2 protein-coding genes are annotated in these 1,147 nt (G+C 40.2%); both read right to left on the bottom strand.

Features of this window, described 5'->3' with window-relative positions; genetic code table 11:
* Positions 1 to 396: DUF2231 domain-containing protein (locus tag G4P69_RS38640; protein WP_208355323.1), on the bottom strand; the 396-nt coding region annotated here is incomplete at its 3' end.
* Complete coding sequence (locus tag G4P69_RS38635) at positions 393 to 893, bottom strand: DUF2231 domain-containing protein (RefSeq protein ID WP_208343700.1); 501 nt, start codon at positions 891 to 893, stop codon at positions 393 to 395. The genes G4P69_RS38640 and G4P69_RS38635, both read right to left, overlap by 4 nt.
* Positions 894 to 1,147 lie beyond the last annotated feature (254 nt).

Below are 1,147 nucleotides of genomic sequence, written 5' to 3'. Positions count from 1 at the left end.
GACGCTAACAATTAGCATCAGAAGAAAGATACCGCCCACACCATGCCAAAGCATTGTTTGCACCGCTTCCAATCCCCAGGCACTTTTTACCTGAGTGTATGGTTCTGCCAAGAGAATTTCATAAAAGCCTGCTGCTACCGTAAAAAATGAGATGACTGCTGAACCCAGCAAATTGTACCAGCCAGCATCAAAAAAGTTAGAACGACTAGCTGCAACTGGTAAAAATTTAAAGATTGGTTCCCCTAGAGGGAACAGCGTAGCAATGATATCAAAAGCAATCCCAAGGATAAACAAACCCAGAGTAAGATGCACTAGATTTGGGTGGATAGGTATGCTATAAGGTAATCCATTTGCTCCCAAATGAGTTCTTAATTGATCAATCACTTCAGAGTTCATTGCAGTAGTTTCTCCCTAACAGCTTCCACAACTGGCACAGTATGTACCCCATATACCCAAACAAGTTTGTCTCCGAAATACACTTGTGTACCTACCAGAACAACCAATATTAGACTTGCTGCTAGGTAATAAATTGATATCTTTCCTGGATTCCGAGAGCGAATCACGTAACGCCAAGCTGTAATGGCTGCAAGGATTCCTGAAAGTGACCACCCAAGCAGTGTATGTACGTTGAGTACTGGTCGAACTACGTTATAAGGTTCTCCCAAGCCTGCCTCAAATTGTCCAAAAATTACAGCAACAAAGATAGCGATTGTAGCGAAAAACAGATTCCACCAACTCGCCTCCAAAAGACGGTGATTACTGGTAAAATACCCAATCACATCACATACAAAGGCAAATAATACCATCGCAATCACAAAATGTACTATGATTGGATGTATCGTATCGGGATACGGTAAGTTATGATCATTTAGAGATAGAAGATTGTGAAACATAGTTAGAGTTAACGATTGGTTGTTGGGGTTTTCATCATTTTTGAGACTGCGTTTGTTAAATTATTCGCAGCATTAATGATCTCTTGTAAGGCATCATTGCTTAGGTGTTCATTCTCAGAGCCTTCTGATAAGTAAGTTTCTATAAAAATTTCAACTCTGTTAGTAATGATTTTGGTATGAGATCTGAGTCTGTTGAGGTCTTTGGTAGACAATCTATCCATTGTTCTAAGCTCCTTTCGGTTTCACGGGCTAAT

It is taken from the genome of Aetokthonos hydrillicola CCALA 1050 (genome assembly GCF_017591665.1).
GTDB lineage: Bacteria > Cyanobacteriota > Cyanobacteriia > Cyanobacteriales > Nostocaceae > Aetokthonos > Aetokthonos hydrillicola.
The sequence above is the reverse complement of the archived record's forward strand: the minus strand, read 5'-3'. Positions and strand labels throughout refer to the sequence as shown.

Excerpts from the sequence above, each read along its gene's own strand:
- G4P69_RS38635 (WP_208343700.1), bottom strand. The coding sequence starts at position 893 with ATGTTTCACAATCTTCTATCTCTAAATGATCATAACTTACCGTATCCC.